Source organism: Mesorhizobium sp. M1428 (assembly GCF_040317515.1).
In the GTDB taxonomy this organism is placed as follows: Bacteria; Pseudomonadota; Alphaproteobacteria; order Rhizobiales; family Rhizobiaceae; genus Mesorhizobium.
The window spans coordinates 12,115-30,128 of record NZ_JAMYKT010000006.1 but is presented as its reverse complement, the minus strand read 5'-3'; the positions used below and the strand labels follow the sequence as shown (position 1 = coordinate 30,128).

At 64.0% G+C, this 18,014-nt stretch carries 16 protein-coding genes; 10 read left to right on the top strand and 6 right to left on the bottom strand.

The annotated features are described in order from the left end of the window. Positions 1-71 precede the first annotated feature (71 nt). From NKG60_RS10500 to NKG60_RS10490, 3 genes are all read left to right on the top strand, one after another. Positions 72-677 carry a TetR/AcrR family transcriptional regulator gene (locus NKG60_RS10500; protein WP_352660902.1) on the top strand — a complete coding sequence of 202 codons (606 nt, stop codon included), beginning with the start codon at positions 72-74 and terminating at the stop codon, positions 675-677. 209 nt (positions 678-886) lie between these two features. Continuing rightward, complete coding sequence (locus NKG60_RS10495; protein ID WP_352661326.1) at positions 887-2,662, top strand: tetratricopeptide repeat protein; 1,776 nt, start codon at positions 887-889, stop codon at positions 2,660-2,662. 88 nt (positions 2,663-2,750) lie between these two features. Continuing rightward, positions 2,751-3,671, top strand: coding sequence for a glycine--tRNA ligase subunit alpha (locus tag NKG60_RS10490; protein ID WP_352661329.1), 921 nt, complete (start codon positions 2,751-2,753; stop codon positions 3,669-3,671). On the opposite strand, the gene NKG60_RS10485 is transcribed toward NKG60_RS10490, so the two are convergent. Further along, positions 3,668-3,841, bottom strand: a complete 174-nt coding sequence (locus tag NKG60_RS10485; RefSeq protein WP_352660904.1) for a hypothetical protein — start codon at positions 3,839-3,841, stop codon at positions 3,668-3,670. The two genes, NKG60_RS10490 and NKG60_RS10485, sit on opposite strands and share 4 nt — an antisense overlap. Positions 3,842-4,118: 277 nt before the next feature. Here NKG60_RS10485 and glyS point away from each other — a divergent pair, with 277 nt between their 5' ends. Then, positions 4,119-6,719, top strand: a complete 2,601-nt coding sequence (gene glyS / locus NKG60_RS10480; protein WP_352863221.1) for a glycine--tRNA ligase subunit beta — start codon at positions 4,119-4,121, stop codon at positions 6,717-6,719. Positions 6,720-6,748: 29 nt separating this feature from the next. On the opposite strand, the gene NKG60_RS10475 is transcribed toward glyS, so the two are convergent. Next, positions 6,749-7,138, bottom strand: a complete 390-nt coding sequence (locus tag NKG60_RS10475; protein ID WP_352974904.1) for a hypothetical protein — start codon at positions 7,136-7,138, stop codon at positions 6,749-6,751. Positions 7,139-7,339: 201 nt separating this feature from the next. Here NKG60_RS10475 and NKG60_RS10470 point away from each other — a divergent pair, with 201 nt between their 5' ends. From NKG60_RS10470 to NKG60_RS10460, 3 genes are all read left to right on the top strand, one after another. Then, a complete protein-coding gene (locus tag NKG60_RS10470; protein ID WP_352660911.1) occupies positions 7,340-8,320 on the top strand; it encodes an L-threonylcarbamoyladenylate synthase in 981 nt (326 codons plus the stop codon). A gap of 18 nt (positions 8,321-8,338) precedes the next feature. Next, positions 8,339-9,769, top strand: a complete 1,431-nt coding sequence (locus NKG60_RS10465; protein WP_352863218.1) for an FAD-binding oxidoreductase — start codon at positions 8,339-8,341, stop codon at positions 9,767-9,769. Between the two features lie 185 nt (positions 9,770-9,954). Then, positions 9,955-10,521 (top strand): DUF6101 family protein, encoded by a 567-nt coding sequence (locus NKG60_RS10460; RefSeq protein ID WP_352660917.1) that lies wholly within the window; start codon positions 9,955-9,957, stop codon positions 10,519-10,521. A gap of 172 nt (positions 10,522-10,693) precedes the next feature. Here NKG60_RS10460 and ubiA read toward each other — a convergent pair whose 3' ends face one another. Then, entirely contained in the window at positions 10,694-11,677 is a 984-nt protein-coding gene (gene ubiA, locus NKG60_RS10455; protein ID WP_352660920.1) for a 4-hydroxybenzoate octaprenyltransferase, read from the bottom strand. Positions 11,678-11,833: 156 nt separating this feature from the next. Between ubiA and purD the strand changes: the two genes are divergently transcribed. After that, positions 11,834-13,111, top strand: a complete 1,278-nt coding sequence (purD, locus tag NKG60_RS10450) for a phosphoribosylamine--glycine ligase (RefSeq protein WP_352660923.1) — start codon at positions 11,834-11,836, stop codon at positions 13,109-13,111. Positions 13,112-13,132: 21 nt separating this feature from the next. Here the strand turns inward: purD and NKG60_RS10445 are convergent, their stop codons facing one another. The 3 genes from NKG60_RS10445 to NKG60_RS10435 all read right to left on the bottom strand — a co-directional run bounded on the left by NKG60_RS10445 (position 13,133) and on the right by NKG60_RS10435 (position 15,216). Further along, positions 13,133-14,236, bottom strand: coding sequence for a glycoside hydrolase family 25 protein (locus NKG60_RS10445; protein ID WP_352661332.1), 1,104 nt, complete (start codon positions 14,234-14,236; stop codon positions 13,133-13,135). A 192-nt stretch (positions 14,237-14,428) separates the two neighbouring features. Further along, positions 14,429-14,932 (bottom strand): GNAT family N-acetyltransferase, encoded by a 504-nt coding sequence (locus tag NKG60_RS10440; protein WP_352660926.1) that lies wholly within the window; start codon positions 14,930-14,932, stop codon positions 14,429-14,431. Continuing rightward, positions 14,929-15,216 (bottom strand): type II toxin-antitoxin system TacA family antitoxin, encoded by a 288-nt coding sequence (locus tag NKG60_RS10435; RefSeq protein WP_352863215.1) that lies wholly within the window; start codon positions 15,214-15,216, stop codon positions 14,929-14,931. The genes NKG60_RS10440 and NKG60_RS10435 overlap by 4 nt, the downstream gene beginning before the upstream one ends. Before the next feature lie 219 nt (positions 15,217-15,435). On the opposite strand from NKG60_RS10435, the gene NKG60_RS10430 reads away from it, so the two are divergent. Next, entirely contained in the window at positions 15,436-17,199 is a 1,764-nt protein-coding gene (locus NKG60_RS10430) for an acyl-CoA dehydrogenase family protein (RefSeq protein ID WP_352660931.1), read from the top strand. Between the two features lie 53 nt (positions 17,200-17,252). After that, the gene (locus NKG60_RS10425; protein ID WP_352974902.1) at positions 17,253-18,005 is read left to right on the top strand and encodes a crotonase/enoyl-CoA hydratase family protein; all 753 of its coding nucleotides are present in this window, start codon (positions 17,253-17,255) and stop codon (positions 18,003-18,005) included. Positions 18,006-18,014: the final 9 nt, after the last annotated feature.

The window sequence follows — 18,014 nt, the reverse complement described above, 5'->3', positions numbered from 1 at the left end:
GACAAAGAATTGAGATTTGCAATCCGAAGTCAAGCGGATTATTTGTTGATCGACAAAAATTGGAGACCGCCATGGCAGGCAGGCCAAGGGAGTTCGATCGCGACCATGCCTTGGAGAAAGCCCGCGACGCTTTCTGGAGGCGCGGCTACGAGGGCACTTCGATGGCCGATCTCGTATCGGCGCTTGGTCTCGCATCGGCGCGCATTTATGCCGCCTTCGGCTCGAAGGAGGACCTGTTTCGCGAAGCGGTGGCACTTTACGAGGCCAATGAGGGCGGATTCGCCACGCGGGCGCTGGAGGAAGAACCAAACGTCCGGCGCGTCATCGAGCGCGTGCTTCGCGACGCCGTCGAAATCTATACCAGGCCGGGGCGGCCGCAGGGCTGCATGGTGGTGACGGCCGCCACCAATTGCGCCGTCGAAAATGACGCCGTGCTGCAATGGCTGGCGGAGCACCGGTTGGCGCGTACCGCATCGATCGTCGAGCGGTTGAAGCAAGCGGTGCGCGATGGCGAATTGAAGCCGGACACCGATGCCGAGGCGCTGGGTGACTATTACGCCACGCTGATGCACGGCCTTTCGGTGCAGGCACGCGACGGCGTGCCGAAAAAGCGGCTGCACGATCTTGTCACCGTCGCCATGCAGGCGCTCGACGCAAGGCTTTCGCAAACGTCCTGAGTTCGGGGCCGTGACGCCGGTCTCCCATTGCCGGATTGTCGCAATGCGGTCGTGCGACCTCTTTCGGTATGGTTTATTAATTGCTTGACCCGATTGTGAATTCGGGCCGGGTTGAAGCACGACCCCAAAAAGGCCATGCTTTACCTGGAAAGATCGAGTCTACGGCGATCCCGCTGACGCGGAGATGGCGTTTGGCTGAAAGGGATATGATGCGGCAAGGATATGCGCGCTGGCTGACGGGGCTGGCAATCGCGACGGGCATGGCGATCTCGGCTTTGCCGGCGCATGCCAAACAGACCGCCGAGCCGGTCAGGATCACATCCTTCTCGGGAGCCTATCTCGCCGCGCGGATTGCCGATGGCGACAACGACCTCGACAGCGCCATTTCCTATTACAAGCAGGCGCTTGCGTTCGATCCGAACGATACGGGACTGCAGCAGAGCCTGATGCTGTCGCTGATCGCGCAGGGGCGCTTCGACGAGTCCCTGGTCTATGCCGACAAGCTCAAGGCGGTTCCCGACGTCGAGCGCTTCTCGCGCCTGGCGCTGGCCATCGATTCCTTCCACAAGAAGGATTTCTCTAAGGCCGAATACTGGCTCAAGCTGTCGCTCGAATCCGATCTCGACCGGCTGATCTCCGGCGTCATGACCGGCTGGGCCAAGCAAGGTGCGGGTGACGCCGGCGAGGCCATGGCTTCCATCGACAAGCTGCAAGGCCCCGACTGGTTCAGCCTGTTCAAGTCCTTCCACCGTGCCTTGATCGCCGACGCCTCCGGCCTGCCCGACAGGGCGGATGCGCTCTACACCGCCACCCTGCAGGACACGGCGGCAGGCGGTGCGGCCCCCGAAACATGGATGCGCAACGCGCAGGCCTACGCCTCTTTCCTCGCACGCAAAGGCGACAAGGCTAAGGCGCTGTCGGTGCTCGACAAGGCCGAGGCGTTTGCGCCCGGGAAGGTCGAGATTGCGGCCCTTCGCGACAAGATCAACAAGGGCGAAAAAATCGAGCCCTTCGTTGCCGGTCCGTCCGACGGCGCCTCGGAAATCCTGCTCGATCTCGCCACCGCGCTCAACCGCGGCGGCGGCGAGCCGTTCGTGCGGCTCTATCTGCAATATGCGCTGGCGCTGCGGCCCGACAATGACGCGGCGCTCGTTCAGCTTGCCGCCGTTGCCGAGCAGCTGAAGGACGGCGAGGGCGCCATCGCGCTCTATCGCCGCATCCCCGCCGGTTCGCCGCTTAAGGAGCTTTCGGACCTGCAGCTTGGCCTCAACCTTGCCGATCTCGACCGCAACGACGAGGCGATCACCCACCTCAAGGCTATCGTCGATGCGCATCCCGACGACATGCGCGCCTATCTGGCGCTCGGCGGCGTCTATTCCTCGAAGGAGGATTTCCGCTCCGCCGCCAATCTTTACGACAAGGCGGTCGAGGTGCTGAAGACGCCGACCGCCGCCAACTGGAACATCTTCTACCAGCGCGGCATCGCCTATGAGCGGCTGAAGGAATGGCCGAAGGCCGAGCCGAATTTCCGCAAGGCGCTGGAGCTCTACCCCGACCAGCCGCAGGTCCTGAACTATCTCGGCTATTCCTGGGTCGACAAGAACATGAACCTCAAGGAAGGCCTCGCGATGATCCAGAAGGCCGTCGACCTGAGGCCGAGCGACGGCTACATCGTCGATTCGCTGGGCTGGGCCTATTACCGCCTTGGCCAGTTCGACGACGCGGTGCGCGAAATGGAACGCGCCGTTTCGTTGAAGCCAGAGGATCCCGTGCTCAACGATCACCTCGGCGACGCCTACTGGCGCGTTGGCCGCAAGCTGGAAGCCACCTTCCAGTGGAACCAGGCCCGCGACCTGAAGCCGGACCCGGACGTGCTTGCCACCTTGCAGCAAAAGCTGATGAAGGGCCTGCCGCCGATCGAATCCAACACGGCGCAGGAAACCCCGAACGTAAAGCCCGTGCCGGCGCCCGCGCCGAAGGGGTGATCCCATCGCCTTGACGGTCGCGGAGCGGCACTCTACGAGGTGCCGCATCCCGCCGGAGGCCGCCGTGACCGTTGATATCCCTGCCCACATGCATCCCAGCTGCTCGTTCCAGGGGCTGATCCTGACCTTGCATAATTACTGGGCGGACTATGGCTGCGTGGTCCTCCAGCCTTACGACATGGAAGTCGGCGCCGGCACATTCCATCCGGCAACGACGTTGCGCGCGCTCGGCCCAAAACGCTGGAACGCCGCCTATGTCCAGCCCTCGCGCCGCCCCAAGGACGGCCGCTATGGTGAGAACCCGAACCGGCTGCAGCACTATTACCAATACCAGGTGATCCTGAAGCCCAATCCGCCCAATCTGCAGGAGCTTTACCTCGGCTCGCTGGCCGCGATCGGCATTGATCCGCTGCTGCATGACATCCGTTTCGTCGAGGACGACTGGGAAAGCCCGACGCTGGGCGCCTGGGGGCTGGGCTGGGAGTGCTGGTGCGACGGCATGGAGGTCTCGCAGTTCACCTATTTCCAGCAGGTCTGCGGCATCGAATGCGCACCGGTGGCGGGTGAGCTCACTTACGGGCTGGAACGGCTGGCCATGTATGTGCAGGGCGTCGACAACGTCTACGACCTCAACTTCAACGGCCGCGAAGGCGCCGACAAGGTGACCTATGGCGACGTCTTCCTGCAGGCCGAGCAGGAATATTCGCGCCACAATTTTGAATTCGCCAACACCGCGATGTTGCTGCGCCATTTCGAAGACGCCGAAGCCGAGTGCAAGGCGCTGCTCGAAGCCGGCGCGCCGGCGTCGAACGACAATCTAGCGATGCACCGCATGGTCTTCCCTGCCTACGACCAATGCATCAAGGCCAGCCACGTCTTCAACCTGCTCGACGCCCGCGGCGTGATTTCGGTCACTGAGCGCCAGAGTTATATTTTGCGGGTGCGCAATCTGGCCAAGGCCTGCGGCGAGGCATTTCTGCTGACGCAGGCGGGTGGAATGGCGGCTTAGCTCCAGGCGATTTCGGCAGGAGCGCTGATTTGTAACGCACCTTGGCCGCTTGCACCGGCTATTGTCCGCAGCGCTTGCCTGACGCCGGGCATCGAGAACGTGCCATGCACCTGCGCTGTAAAACAGGCGCTGAGCGCGAGGATCTGCAGGAATGTCGATGCCGTTTTCATGGTCGTTCAGCCAATAGCTCTCTGCCTGAGCGTTGGTCGCTTCAGCGCTGCGTTCGGTTCATGGAAATCTTTGATCCAAGGACGGGCGGACCGGCGCGTGTCCGACAGGCGGCTGAATTTTTTCGGAAATCGCCGTTGGACGCCCTGATCGTGCTGGCCCGATCTTGCTGGGAAGGGTGACAGCAGCCGACCGAGTTGCTATGCCCCGCTTACCTCCGCCTCGATGGGGGAGGACGCCGCCAAGCGGCGGCTGTTTTTTGTCGCGTGAGCTCTTTCAATGCCTGACCTGCTTCTAGAACTTCGTTCCGAGGAAATCCCCGCGCGCATGCAGCGCAAGGCGGCCGGCGATCTCAGGAAGCTGCTGACCGACGGTCTGGTCGAAGCCGGGCTGACCTATGAGGCTGCGCGCGAATATTGGACGCCGCGCCGGCTGACGCTCGACATTCGCGGCCTGACCGCCCGCTCGAAGGACATCAGTGAGGAGATCAAGGGCCCCTCGACCAAGGCGCCCGAGCCGGCGGTGCAAGGTTTTCTGCGCAAGGCCGGCCTTGCCTCGATTGCCGAGGCGCATGTTCATTCCGATCCGAAGAAGGGCGACTTCTATGTCGCCCATATTTCCAGGCTGGGCAGGCCGGCGGAGCAGATCATCGCCGAGCTGGTGCCGGGCATCATCCGCAACTTCCCCTGGCCGAAAGCGATGCGCTGGGGGCCGGCTTCGGCCAAGCCCGGCTCGCTGCGCTGGGTGCGGCCGCTGCAATCGATCCTGTGCACCTTCGGCCCCGAAACCGAGGAGCCGGTGGTGGTCGATTTCGAGATCGACGGCATCCGCTCCGGCAATGTCACCTACGGCCATCGTTTTCATGCGCCGGGCGCCATCACGGTGCGCCGCTTCGACGATTATGTCGCCAAGCTTGAGGCGGCCAAGGTCGTGCTCGATGCCGACAGGCGCAAGGAGATCATTCTTGCCGATGCCAGGAATCTCGGCTTCGCCAGCGGGCTCGACCTCGTCGAGGACGAGGGCCTGCTGGAGGAAGTGTCGGGCCTGGTCGAATGGCCGGTCGTACTGATGGGCGAATTCGAGCAGGATTTTCTGGCCATACCGGCCGAGGTGATCCGGCTCACCATCCGCGCTAACCAGAAGTGCTTCGTGACACGACCGCACGGCGCGGGCGACGAACTCTCCAATCGTTTCATCCTGACCGCCAATATCGAGGCCAAGGATGGCGGCAAGGAGATCGCCCACGGCAACGGCAAGGTGGTGCGCGCCCGCCTGTCCGACGCGCTCTATTTTTGGAAGACCGACCAGGGTGACCTGCCGGATCTCGACCAGCTGCAGGCATCGGCGGAAAAGTTCGGACTTGATCTCAAAAAGCCGCTCGACCAGCGCATGGCCCGCCTCGACCATCTCAATGTGACGTTTCATGCCAAGCTCGGTACGCAAGGCGAGCGGGTGGAGCGGATTGCCAGGTTGGCGGAAGAACTGGCACCAATCGTGGCGCAGTCGATCTCCCCCCTCGAGGGGGAGATGGCCGGCAGGCCAGGGGGGGTCGCTTCGGCTGACGCGACGCGATCTGGCCTTTCGAAGCAAAAGGAAGTCGGCGCTCCACGCGGGACGACCCCCTCTGTCGCCTTCGGCGACATCTCCCCCTCGAGGGGGGAGATTACCGCGCTCGCCCGCCGCGCTGCCGTTCTGGCTAAGGCCGATCTCACCACGGAGGTGGTCGGCGAGTTCCCGGAACTGCAAGGCGCCATGGGCCGCAAATACGCGCTGCTGCAGGGCGAGCATCCTTCCGTCGCCGCGGCGATCGAGGAACACTACAAGCCGCAGGGACCGTCAGATCGTGTTCCCACCGATCCGGTTTCGATCGCAGTAGCGCTTGCCGACAAGCTGGATACACTGGTCGGGTTCTGGGCGATTGATGAAAAGCCGACGGGATCGAAGGACCCCTATGCGCTGAGGAGGGCGGCGCTGGGGGTAACGAGGATACTGATCGAGAACGGGATTAGGTTGTCCCTGAAATCTGTGGCCAATATCGCGTCCGAAGATATTGCAGATCACATACGCGATCCCAAACTCGACCGACAGTTCGAAATTGCTGCGGAGCTAGAGCAGCAACTCGGAGGAGATTCGCTTACCGATCTCGTCATCGAACGCGATTCCGCGATCTCAAACAATACCTTTGAGCGTTCCGAAGAAAGGCAGCAGCAAGAGATCAACAACCTCCTGTCCTTCTTTCACGATCGCCTGAAGGTCTATCTCCGCGACCAGGGTGCGCGGCATGACCTGATTGACGCGGTGCTGGCGGCAGGTTCGCGCCCAATCTCCCCCCTCGTGGGGGAGATGTCGGCGCAGCCGACAGAGGGGGGCGCTGTCCCGCCGGCCTCTCGGCGCGAGGCGCCCCCCTCTGCCCTGCCGGGCATCTCCCCCACAAGGGGGGAGATTGGCCAATTACAAAACGACGACCTGCTGCAAATCGTCCGCCGCGTCGAAGCGCTCGGCTCTTTCCTCGATACCGAGGATGGCAAGAACCTGCTTGCCGGCACCAAGCGTGCGGCCAACATTCTCGCCGCCGAGGAGAAGAAGAACACGCTGATCGCCGACCGTGTCGAGCCGGCGCTTTTCCGCGAAGATGCGGAAAAGAAGCTGTTCGCGGCGGTGAATCAGGCCGAGAGGCAAGCCGGCGAAGCAATTCAAAACGAAGACTTTTCCGCCGCCATGCTGGCGCTTAGCGTGTTGCGCGAGCCGGTTGATTCATTCTTTGAGAAAGTCCTCGTAAACGATGAGGACCAGGCGGTGCGCGCCAATCGCCTGGCGTTGCTCGCCCGCATCCGCGCGGCGACCGATCGGGTCGCCGATTTCTCGAAGATAGCCGGCTGACGTCCGCGAAGAAATCTTCGCTTCAGGCCCTATTTTGGCTGGTCGGGAGCTGCTAGCGGCGCCGGCTGCGGTGCCGCCGGTTCAGGAGTTTTGCTGGCGACCTTTGGATCGGCCTTGCTGTCCGCGGCCGGCGCGGCAGCGGTGGCCGGCACGGCCTTGGGTGCGGGCGTTGCAAAGGCATCGCCGACGATACCGCCGCGAATGATCATCGGGCTTGCGGTGAAGCCATGACTCGGCTGGCTCGGGATGGCCGCGACCTTTTCATCGGTGACGGTTTCATTGACGTTGGGCAACTTCTCGCCGAGCACGACGATCGACGGTGTTTTCCCCCGCTCGAGCGCGCTGGCACTTACCACAGAAGGCGTCGCGGTCGTTTGCCCGAGAAAAACCAGCGACGAGGCCTGTGCCGTGCCGGCCATAAACGCCAGACCAAGCGCTCCAACGATACGCATCGAACGCATAACAATCCCCCTTGCCCAACAACACAGCACCTTTAGCCGAGGGCAATTGATACCGGCTTGCGGGGAAACATAGCATTTTAACGATTTGCGATTCGCCAACGCCGGGCTTGCTCGCCCGGCGTCGCCGTATTAGGCAGCCGCATCCGTGAGGTAACGACAGTGGCTGAAATTCGTGCCGTCGGCGAGGCGATGGAAAGGGCGTTGGCGCTGCTCGAGAGCGGCGATGTCGTCGCCATCCCGACCGAGACCGTCTATGGGCTGGCCGGCGACGCGACCAATGGCGTTGCCGTGGCTCGTATCTTCGAAGCCAAGGGCCGCCCTCGCTTCAACCCGCTGATCGCCCATATAGCCGATCCGGCTATGGCCGAGCGCATCGCGCGGTTCGATCCGCTGTCGGAAAGATTGGCGCAGGCATTCTGGCCGGGACCGCTGACGCTGGTGTTGCCGCAACGGCCCGGCAACGGCATTCATCCGCTGGTCACCGCAGGGCTGGACACGATCGCGCTGCGCATGCCGAAAGGCTTTGGCGGCGAGCTGATCGCCAGGTTCGGCCGCGCTCTTGCGGCGCCCAGTGCCAATTCCTCGGGCAGGATCAGCGCCACGACGGCCGAAGCCGTGGCCGCCGACCTCGGTCCCAGGATCAAGCTTGTGGTCGATGGCGGCGCGACGCCGGTCGGGCTGGAATCGACCATCGTCAAGGTCGAAGCTGGAAAGCTGCGGCTGCTGCGGCCGGGCGGCATTGCCGCCGAAGAGATCGAAGCGGTCGCCGGGACAAAGTTGCTGCGCGGCGCTTCGGTCGTCGAGGCGCCCGGCATGCTTGCCTCGCACTATGCACCAGGTGCGGCGGTGCGGCTCAATGCTGCGGAGGTCGCCCCAGGCGAAGCCTTGCTGGCCTTCGGTGGCCGCCGTGCCGAAGGCTGGCGCGATGCAGCCGCACTGCGCAATTTGTCGGAGACCGGCGACCTGCGCGAGGCGGCAAGCAATCTCTTCGCTCATCTGCAGGATCTCGATCGCAGCGGCGCCAAAACCATCGCCGTCGAGCCGATCCCGTTCGACGGGTTGGGCGAGGCGATCAACGACAGGCTTTCGCGCGCCGCCGCCCCGCGTGACAAGATCGCCCCGCGTGACAAGATGGATTGAGCACCATAGTTTCCACCCATGAACGACATTTCCCCCGACCTCGACCCCGCCGTCGTCGCGCGCTTTGCGACAATCGTCGGCGATAAATATGCACTGCGCGACCAGCAGGACATCGCGCCTTACCTCGCCGAGCGGCGCGGACTTTGGCACGGCAGGACGGCCCTGGTGCTGAGGCCGGGCAGCGTCGAGGAGGTCGGCCGCATCATGCGGCTGGCGAGCGAAACCGGCACGCCAATCGTGCCGCAAAGCGGCAACACCGGGCTGGTCGGCGCCCAGGTGCCGGACGCATCCGGCCGCGAGATCGTGCTGTCGCTGTCGCGGCTGAACCGCATCCGCGAGATCGATACACTGTCCAACACGGTGACGGTCGAAAGCGGCGTCATCCTGCAGACGCTGCAGGAAGCGGCCGATGCCGCCGACCGGCTGTTTCCGCTGTCGCTTGCCGCGCAGGGCTCCTGCCAGATCGGCGGCAATCTATCCTCCAACGCCGGCGGCACCGGCGTGCTTGCCTACGGCAATGCGCGCGAGCTCTGCCTCGGCGTCGAAGTGGTGCTGCCGACCGGCGAAGTGTTCGACGATTTGCGCAAGCTGAAAAAGGACAATACCGGCTACGATTTGAAGAACCTGTTCGTCGGCGCGGAAGGCACGCTCGGCATCATCACCGCTGCCGTGCTCAAGCTTTTCCCCAAGCCCAAGGGGCGCGAGGTGGCGTTTGCCGGCCTGTCATCGCCGGAGGCGGCACTGTCGCTGTTCAGCCTGGCGATGGACCGTGCCGGGGCAGCGCTCACCGCCTTCGAACTGATCGGCCAGAGGCCCTACGACTTCACGCTTGCCCACGCACAAGGCGTGGCGCGGCCGCTGGCCGGCGATTGGCCGTGGTATGTGCTGATGCAGATCTCGTCGGGCCGCTCGGCCGAGGATGCACGGGCGCTGATCGAGGAGGTGCTGGAGGCAGGCCTCGAGCAAGGGATCGTCGGCGATGCCGTGATCGCGGCAAGCATGGCTCAGGGCGATGCGTTCTGGAATTTCCGCGAGGTGCTGCCCGAGGCGCAGAAACCGGAAGGTGCCTCGATCAAGCACGACATCTCGGTGCCGGTGGCGTCGATCCCGCCCTTCATCGAAAAGGCCGCCGGCGCCGTGCAATCGGTCAGTCCCGGCGCGCGCGTCGTCTGCTTCGGTCACATGGGCGACGGCAACCTGCACTACAACATCTCCCGGCCGGTCGACGGTGACGACGAGGTGTTTCTCGGCCTTTATCACGTCATGAACAAGGCCGTGCACGACGTCGTGCGCTCGTTTCACGGCTCGATCTCGGCCGAGCACGGCATCGGCCAGTTGAAGCGGGACGAATTGATCGCGACGGCACCGCCGATGGCGATCGAGCTGATGCGCAGGGTGAAGGCCGCGTTCGACCCGGCCGGCATCATGAATCCGGGTAAGGTTATCTGATCCTTTCGCCGGTCAGTGCCGGTTGGCATTCCGATAACCATCCGCCCCGGATCAGCAAAATTTAACCGACTTTCTTAAGCGCGAGGATAAGAAGCTCGCGCTAATGTTTCTCCACAACGAGGCTGGGAAAACCGGCCCGGAGAACCGGAAACACCGGCTCTCAGGAGAAACAGGAAAGGCACGATATGAACACTGGACTGAAGCCAGTCTGGGCCGGCCGCAATATGCGTCTCGACCCATTCCGCCTGCCGCAGGTGGTGAGCTACGCCACGCGCGACGACTATGGCGACGTCACCTTCACCATCGACCAGCGCGGCGCGGTTATCCGCCGCACGCTGGAGATGAGCGGCGTGCCGGCGATCATCGCTCTGCCCGCCAACGCGTTTCGCGGCGTCGCCGCCCGCGCCATGGAGGATCCGGATGGCAATGTCACAGTGACGCTTGAGCTTCTGCACAACGACCCGATGCTGTCGGTGCCGCTGCTGGTCGCCGACGATCTCGACGACGTCGCCGCCGACTGGCGCGCCTGGGCCGACGCCTACCGCCTGCCGATGCTGCTGATCGAGGCCGACGGCATTGCCCGCACGCTGGAAGAATCGCTCGGCGCCGCCATCCAGGCGCTGCCGGCGCAGGACCGCCGCAAGGGCCGCGTCTCGACCATGCGCCGCCCGCGCTTCCTCGCCCGCCGCCGCGCCGGCGACCTCGGCCTCAGGCTGGTCATCGGCGGCGAGGAGCTTATTTCGCGGGAGTAGGCCTGAGCGCCTCTTCCTTCTCCCCCTGTGGGAGAAGGTGGCCGAGCGGAGCTCGGTCGGATGAGGGGTGTTCCAGGGAAGGCCAACGCCTCATTTCTTCTAACACCCCTCAACCGTCTTGACGCTACGCGCCAATCCACCTTCTCCCACAGGGGGAGAAGGGAAAAGGCGCCTAAACCAGCCGCTTCAGCGCCACCCAAGCCGCGCCGCCGATCAGGCCGAGGAAGATCAGCCAGCCGACCTGGTTGTTCGATCTGAACAGTCTTAGGCACTGGTCCGGATCGTCGATGTCGAGCACGGCGGTCTGCCGTGCCATATGCGCGCCGGCGGCGATCAGCCCGGCCAGCGCCGGCACGGGTGCCTGCGCCGAGGCAAAGGCAATGGCGAAGCAGACCAGCGCTCCGCCATAAAGCCCGGCCAGCCAGGCCTTGGTATTGTCGCCGAACAGGCGCGCCGTCGAGCGCACGCCGACGATGGCGTCGTCTTCCTTGTCCTGATGCGCATAGATCGTGTCGTAGCCGATCACCCACAGGATCGAGCCGATGTAGAGCATGATTGCCGGCCCATCGAGATCGCCGAACTCGACCGCCCATCCCATCAGCGCTCCCCAGGAAAAGGCAAGGCCGAGAATGAGTTGCGGCCAATTGGTGTACCGCTTCATGAATGGGTAGACGGCGACGATGACCAGCGAGCCGATGCCGAGCGAGATGGCGAAGCTGTTGAACTGCAAAAGCACGGCAAGGCCGACCAGTGCCTGCACGACAACAAACATCCAGGCCTGCCGGCGCGTGACCTTGCCGGCCGGCAGCGGCCGCGAGCGCGTGCGTTCCACCTGGTTGTCGATGTCCTCGTCGACCAAATCATTGTAGGTGCAGCCGGCGCCACGCATGGCGAACGCGCCAAGAAAAAACAATAGGAGATACCAGGGCGACGGCAACAGCGAGAGCAGCGGATCCGACGGACGTGGATAGGCGCTCGCGGCAAGGGCAGCCGACCACCAGCATGGCCACAGCAGCAATTGCCAGCCGATCGGCCGGTCCCACCGGGCAAGCTGCGCATAGGGCCACAACCCCCTCGGCAGCGCGCGATAGACCCAGTGGCCGCTCGGCGCATCGGCGACGCGGCCCTGGGCCGCTTTCGACTGGACGGTTTCCATTTTGCTGGAGTGGCAGCAGAGGCGAATGCCGTCAAGCGTCAAGCAGGCCCCGCACGCTCGCCACGCGCAATCGGCGCTTCGCCAGCCAAATGTCTTGACCCGTCGCGCGCGGCGCAATAGCGCAGTCCTGGTCTTGGAATGACGAGGAATCTGGACATGCGTGTTTTGTTGATCGGCTCCGGCGGACGAGAACATGCGCTTGGCTGGAAGATCGCGGCGTCGCCGCTGCTGACCAAACTCTACGCGGCGCCCGGCAATCCGGGCATCGGCCGCGAAGCCGAGCTGGTGAAGCTCGATATTGCGGATCACGCAGCGGTGGTCCGGTTTTGCCGCGGGAATGAAATAGACCTCGTCGTGGTCGGACCGGAAGGGCCGCTGGTCGCCGGCATAGCCGACGACCTGCGCGCCGAGGGCATCCGCGTCTTCGGCCCGTCAAAGGCAGCGGCGCGGCTGGAAGGCTCGAAGGGCTTTACCAAAGACCTCTGCGCCAAATACGGCATCCCGACCGCCGCCTATGGCCGGTTCGGCGATCTGGCTTCGGCTAAGGCCTATGTCGAGAAGACGGGCGCGCCGATCGTCATCAAGGCCGACGGCCTCGCTGCCGGCAAGGGCGTCACCGTCGCCATGACGCTTGACGAGGCGCGGGCCGCGCTCGACGCCTGTTTCGACGGCTCCTTCGGCCAGGCCGGCGCGGAAGTGGTGGTCGAGGAGTTTCTCGTCGGCGAAGAAGCAAGTTTCTTCTGCCTATGCGACGGCACCACCGCGCTGCCCTTCGGTACCGCGCAGGACCATAAGCGCCTCAGTGACGGCGACACCGGCCCGAACACCGGCGGCATGGGCGCCTATTCGCCGGCCCCGGTGATGACGCCGGAGATGATCGACCGCACCATGCGCGAGATCGTCGAGCCGACCATGCGCGGCATGGCTGAAACAGGCGCGCCGTTTTCCGGCGTGCTGTTCGCCGGGCTGATGATCACTGACAAGGGGCCGAAGCTGATCGAATACAACACCCGTTTCGGCGACCCGGAATGCCAGGTGCTGATGATGCGGCTGAAGGACGATCTGCTCGTCCTGCTCAACGCCGCCGCCGACGGCCAGCTGGCGCACACCTCGGTGCGCTGGCGCGACGAGGCGGCGCTCACCGTGGTGATGGCAGCCAGGGGTTATCCCGGCACGCCGGAAAAGGGCTCGGTCATTCGCGGCGTCGAGGCGGCGGCAGGTGAGAGCGTCGAGATATTTCATGCCGGCACCGCCATAAACGGCGGCGCACTCGTCGCCAATGGCGGTCGCGTGCTCAACATCACGGCGACCGGCCGTACCGTCGGAGAGGCGCAGAAGAAGGCCTACGCCGCGCTCGACCGGATCGACTGGCCGCAAGGCTTTTGCCGCCGCGACATTGGCTGGCTGGCAGTGGCGCGCGAGCAGTCGAACTGACGCTTAAGGCGGGCCTCGAGCTCAACGCAGGCCCCGATCGAATCCGGTCGAGACGCTGCTGACCGCATCGGCGGCGGGGGCAATTGCAGACACCGATGCCAGGCGCTCTTCGTTTCGCGTCCAGGCAACATATTCGGCAATCCCGCGCGGAAGGCTCGGCGCGGTCTTGGCCGTAGGCGTTTGAAAGCCGCTGCTGAATTTGGCCAGGCGCCTTCTGAATACCGCGACCAGTTGCTCGAGGCTCGGGGGTGCTGCCACAGTGGCGTAGGTCATGGCAGTGCCGGCGAGCCCGGCCTCGCGTGAGAGCGGCACCGGTATCGAGGCGAGGTAATCCGGCTGCACGTCGATCAGGCCGCCGAACGGCCACTGCGCGCGCAATTCCGTCGCGTTCATCGGCGCGACGCTGACGTCGATATCGTTGGGTGTGCCCGCGACCCGGTAAGGACAGCGGAACCGGCCGCAATTGGCTCGCGCCGAAAACTGCCAGAGCGCATAGCCCTGCCAGTTGCCCATCGGAAAATGCACATCGATGTCTGGCTTGTAGCGCGCATACCACAGCGGCAGCCGGGACAGGAGCGGGTATTTATACTTGTTGCCGGCGATATGCCTGGCCGTCGTGCCGTTGGTGTAGAGCACCGGAAAGCGGCCAACCCGACGATGCACATGGCGCACGAATTCCTCGGCATCCTCGAGCGACATCCACTGCGTCGGATCATCGTCCTCGATATCGAGGGCAAGCAGGTCATCCGGCCCGGGTTTCACGAAATTGATGAAATTATTGGCCTGTCCCACGGGGTTGCCGGGCCGGGCGAGATGATAGGCACCCCATTTCAGGCCCAGCGCCTTGGCCACCACCTTGCGCGTCTGGAACAGTTCCTGTGCCATCGCATGGCGCTTCCAAAGCGTCTTGCACAGCCGCATCTCGGTCTCGTCGCCGAAACAGAAATAGGGTGGCGGCATTCCGTCGGATGCCTTGTTGATGAAGCCGACAAGACGCTTGTCGGCGGCTAGCCGGGTCCAGTCGATGGAGTTGTATTCGTAGGCGTCGACGACCAGCGCCCGGTCCGCATCCTTCCACGGTTCGGAGAAATCCGAGGCCTTTGCCGGCGTCAGCGCCAGGGTCATCGCGGCGACAAGGAGAAGCGCTGAGCGGATAAGAGGGTGCGCCGGCGTTTTCAAACAGCAGGTCCTTGCTGGCCAAAGCCCAATCCTGAGCCGCCATGGTTAAGGAAATGCTTCGGGTGCCGAGGGGGCGAGTTGGAGCGCAGGCGAAGGGACCCTTGGTGCTCCTCTAGAGGAAAGCGATGGTTGCGATTGTCAGCCAAATAGTTTCAACGCTGTTGCTATGGGCAGGAACAGTGATAGCGGGCGGCTCTGAAATGAGGTGAAGCCATGTTTGCGATAAAACGCGACCGCCTGGTCATCCTTTGCATCGACAATCAACGCGAAGGCTGCCGGGGCAGCGCCAACGCTGCGTCGTAGCGCATCCACGATCAGCGCCGACCCGATCCGCCGCCCCTGGTATCGGGCATCGACGGCCAGCCTGCCGACCAATATCGCAGGCAGGACCGGGTAGCGTGGCAGATGTCTTGTCTGTTCGTCAGGCAAGGACGCGATTGGTATGCTCGACGCCGCCAAAGTGTAGTATCCGGCGATCGCGCCGCCATCGCGATCCACGGCAACGAAGCAATTGCCGACTCGGCGTTTGACATCTTGGCTGGCTTGCTCCCGGATATAACGGTCGAGCGCCGACACCCCACAACTGAAAGCCTTGCGATCATGCGATCCGCCGAGCGGTTCGATGATGACGGCGAAATTCACCGGGATTCGATGACAAGGCGCTTGTGGGCGTCGGCAGCTTTGCGAAGTGCTTCATTGGGCTCGGGCGGATTGAGAATTGCCTCCATCATGGCGCGCTGATCCTCGACGGAAATACGCATGATGGTGGTGCTCTCGATGGTACGCTGAGCCGCCTCTTGAGCGGCAGCGACCACGAAGTCGCTGACGCTGCGGCCCTGGATTTCGGCGGCGCGTTTCACCACGTCCAGAATATCCGGCGAAATACGAGCTTCGAGACGAGCGGTACGCGTTTGTTGGTTTGGCACTATCTTCACCCCTGATGGACGACTTGTACGGGAATTAGCCGTACAGATCAAGTGCATGGTCCGACTTGTAATTTTGAGGCGAGGCAGCAACTGCAAAATCCGCGTGACAAAAGTTGACGTTTACGTAAAAAGAAGATGGGCTGACAATTCCAAAAGCAGATGGTTTTGCGTCGGCGCGGGTCTTAAGTTGACCCGCTGGGCTGAGGAGGAGCGAAGGCCATGTATCGGGCACCGGTCGAGGAAATCGCCTTCACCCTGAAACATGTCGCCGGCCTGAAGCCGGCGCTCGATGCCGCCATCTTTGGCGAACTCGGCGAGGACCTCGTCGACGCCATTCTGGCAGAGGCCGGCCGCTTCGCTAGCGAGGAGGTGGCGCCGCTCTATGCGGTCGGCGACCGGCACGGCGCGGTGCTCAACGGCGCTGCCGTCACTACCCCGCTCGGCTGGAAAGAACTTTATCGCCGCTGGATCGGCGGCGGCTGGAATGCGCTGTCCGCGCCGGAAGCGTATGGCGGCCAGGCGCTGCCGACCATGCTCGGCGTCGCCGCGCTCGAAATGTGGAACTCCGCCTCGATGGCGTTCGGCATCGCCCCGACGCTGACCATGGCCGCGGTCGAAGCACTCGACAAGCATGGCTCGCAGGCACTCAAGGCCAGATATCTGGAAAAACTGGTCTCCGGCGAATGGATGGGCACCATGAACCTGACCGAGCCGCAGGCAGGCTCGGATCTGAATGCCTTGCGAACCCGCGCCGAACCGGCCGGCGACGGCACCTACCGCATCTTCGGGCAAAAGATATTCATCACCTATGGCGAGCACGATTTCACCGACAACATCATCCATCTGGTGCTGGCGCGGCTGCCGGACGCGCCGCCCGGCACGCGCGGCCTGTCGCTGTTCCTGGTGCCGAAATTCCTGGTTGGCGACGATGGCGCGCCGGGCGCACGCAACGACGTCTTCTGCTCCGGGCTGGAGCACAAATTGGGCATCCACGCTTCGCCGACCTGCACCATGATCTATGGCGATGGCTTCGAAGGCAGCAGGCCCGGCGCGATCGGCTGGCTGGTCGGCGAGGAGAACAAGGGCCTCGCCTGCATGTTCACCATGATGAACAATGCGCGCCTTGCCGTCGGCATGCAGGGCGTGGCGGTCGCCGAGGCGGCGACGCAGAAGGCGCTCGCCTATGCAAACGACCGCCGACAAGGCAAGGCGGCGAGCTATCGCGGTGCCGGCATGGCGCCGATCGTGCATCATCCCGACATCCAGCGCAGTCTTCTGACCATGAAGGCGCTGACCCAGATTGCCCGCGCCATCTGCTATTCCTGCGCCCACGCCATCGATCTCGCGTCGCAGAGCGAGGATGCAAAGCACTGGCAGGAGCGCGCCAATCTTTTGACGCCGCTGGCCAAGGCATTTTCCACCGATGTCGGTGTCGAGGTCGCCTCGCTCGGGCTGCAGGTGCATGGCGGCATGGGGTTCATCGAGGAGACGGGGGCCGCAGCACTTTATCGCGACGCGCGCATCGCGCCCATTTACGAAGGCACCAATGGCATCCAGGCGATCGATCTGGTGACGCGCAAGCTGCCGCTCGCCGGCGGCCGGCATGTGCATGGCTACATCGCCGAACTTAAGACCGTCGCCGATGCGGTGCGAGCGTCGAACCTCGAAGGCTTCGGCCGCACCGCCGATCGCCTCGACCAGGCGCTCGACGACCTGTCACAGGCGAGCCGTTTCCTGCAAGACCTGCAAGCCGAAGGCCGTTCGGACGAGGCGCTGGCCGGCGCCACACCCTATCTCAGGCTGATCTCGCTTACCGCTGGTGGCGCCTATCTGGCGCGCGGCGCGCTTGCCGACCAAAACCGCATCGGGCTGTGCCGCTTCTTCGCCGAAAACCTGCTTGGCGAGGTGGGCGCGCTCAAGGAGCGCGTCATCGGCGGCGCCGACAGCCTTGCCGCTGCCGGCAAGGCGCTGATTTCAGCCTGAGGTTCGCAACGCCCGAAATTCACAAAGGCCCGAAATTCACAAAGGACCAATCCGTGACAGACCACATCCTCGTCGAACGCCAGGGCGCCATCCAGATCATCCGCATCAACCGTCCGGACAAGAAGAACGCCCTGACCCGCGCCATGTACGCGACGATGTCGGCGGCTCTTGCCGGCGGCGACGCCGATCCGGCGATCCGCGTCCATGTCTTTCTCGGCGCGCCCGGCGCCTTCTCGTCCGGCAACGACCTTGCCGATTTCATGGTCGTCGCCTCGGGCGGCGAAGGCGGTACCGAGGTCTGGGATTTCCTGATGGCGCTGGCCAAGGTGGAAAAGCCGATGGTTTCCGGCGTCGACGGCATTGCGGTCGGTATCGGCACCACGCTCAACCTGCATTGCGACCTGACCTTCGCCACGCCGCGCACAATATTCCGGACGCCCTTCGTCGACCTCGGCCTTGTGCCGGAGGCCGGTTCGAGCCTGCTCGCACCGCAGATCCTCGGCCGGCAAGGCGCCTTCGCGCTGCTTGGCCTCGGCGAGGGCTTTTCGGCCGAGCGGGCGAAGGCCGCCGGGCTGATCTACGAGGTGGTCGAGGAGGAAGAACTCGAGGCATCGGTATTGGCGGCGGCGGGCCAGATCGCTGCCAAACCGCCGCAAGCGCTGAGGATCGCGCGCGACCTGATGCGCGGCTCGCGCGAAGACGTTGTCGAGCGCATCGGCCAGGAAAGCCAGCATTTCCGCGAGCGGCTCAAATCCGACGAGGCCCGCGCGGCCTTGACGGCCTTCATGACCAGGAAAAAGGCCTAGACCATCTGG

Bases quoted from the DNA above. Each gene is read 5' to 3' on its own strand.
- NKG60_RS10500 (WP_352660902.1), top strand. From the start codon at position 72: ATGGCAGGCAGGCCAAGGGAGTTCGATCGCGACCATGCCTTGGAGAAA.
- NKG60_RS10495 (WP_352661326.1), top strand. From the start codon at position 887: ATGCGGCAAGGATATGCGCGCTGGCTGACGGGGCTGGCAATCGCGACG.
- NKG60_RS10490 (WP_352661329.1), top strand. From the start codon at position 2,751: ATGCATCCCAGCTGCTCGTTCCAGGGGCTGATCCTGACCTTGCATAAT.
- NKG60_RS10485 (WP_352660904.1), bottom strand. From the start codon at position 3,841: ATGAAAACGGCATCGACATTCCTGCAGATCCTCGCGCTCAGCGCCTGT.
- glyS (WP_352863221.1), top strand. From the start codon at position 4,119: ATGCCTGACCTGCTTCTAGAACTTCGTTCCGAGGAAATCCCCGCGCGC.
- NKG60_RS10475 (WP_352974904.1), bottom strand. From the start codon at position 7,138: ATGGCCGGCACGGCACAGGCCTCGTCGCTGGTTTTTCTCGGGCAAACG.
- NKG60_RS10465 (WP_352863218.1), top strand. From the start codon at position 8,339: ATGAACGACATTTCCCCCGACCTCGACCCCGCCGTCGTCGCGCGCTTT.
- NKG60_RS10460 (WP_352660917.1), top strand. From the start codon at position 9,955: ATGAACACTGGACTGAAGCCAGTCTGGGCCGGCCGCAATATGCGTCTC.
- ubiA (WP_352660920.1), bottom strand. From the start codon at position 11,677: ATGGAAACCGTCCAGTCGAAAGCGGCCCAGGGCCGCGTCGCCGATGCG.
- purD (WP_352660923.1), top strand. From the start codon at position 11,834: ATGCGTGTTTTGTTGATCGGCTCCGGCGGACGAGAACATGCGCTTGGC.
- NKG60_RS10445 (WP_352661332.1), bottom strand. From the start codon at position 14,236: ATGACCCTGGCGCTGACGCCGGCAAAGGCCTCGGATTTCTCCGAACCG.
- NKG60_RS10430 (WP_352660931.1), top strand. From the start codon at position 15,436: ATGTATCGGGCACCGGTCGAGGAAATCGCCTTCACCCTGAAACATGTC.